Here is a 571-nt window from a genome sequence, read left to right on the forward strand (position 1 = left end):
ATCTATAACATTTAAGTAATTATCTATCAATTAATTATTCTATTATTGATGCAACTACACCAGATGCTACAGTTCTTCCACCTTCTCTTATTGCGAATCTTAATCCTTCTTCAACACATATAGAGTTTATTAAGTCAACTTCTATAGTTACGTTATCTCCAGGCATTACCATTTCTGTTCCTTCTGGTAATTTACAAGCTCCTGTTACGTCTGTTGTTCTGAAGTAGAACTGTGGTCTGTATCCATCGAAGAATGGAGTATGTCTTCCACCTTCTTCTTTTTTAAGTACGTATATTTCTGCTGTGAATTTTGTATGAGCATTAACTGTTCCTGGTTTTGCAAGAACCTGTCCTCTTTCTATTTCATTTCTCTGAACACCTCTTAATAATGCTCCTATGTTATCTCCAGCTTCTGCCTGATCTAGTAATTTTCTGAACATTTCTACTCCTGTTACTACTACTTTTCTTGGAGCTTCTGCTAATCCTACTAGTTCAACTTCGTCCTGTACTTTAAGTACTCCTCTTTCAACTCTACCTGTTGCAACTGTTCCTCTACCTGTTATAGAGAATAC

General features: G+C 35.7%; 1 protein-coding gene. It reads right to left on the bottom strand.

All coding sequences use genetic code 11. The features are described from left to right. Positions 1 to 34: 34 nt before the first annotated feature. The coding region (locus tag ACK2WN_RS12225) for an EF-Tu/IF-2/RF-3 family GTPase (protein ID WP_416155699.1) at positions 35 to 571 on the bottom strand (537 nt) is incomplete at its 5' end.

The sequence above is a fragment of the Peptacetobacter sp. AB800 genome (genome assembly GCF_047807365.1).
Lineage (GTDB): Bacteria > Bacillota > Clostridia > Peptostreptococcales > Peptostreptococcaceae > Peptacetobacter.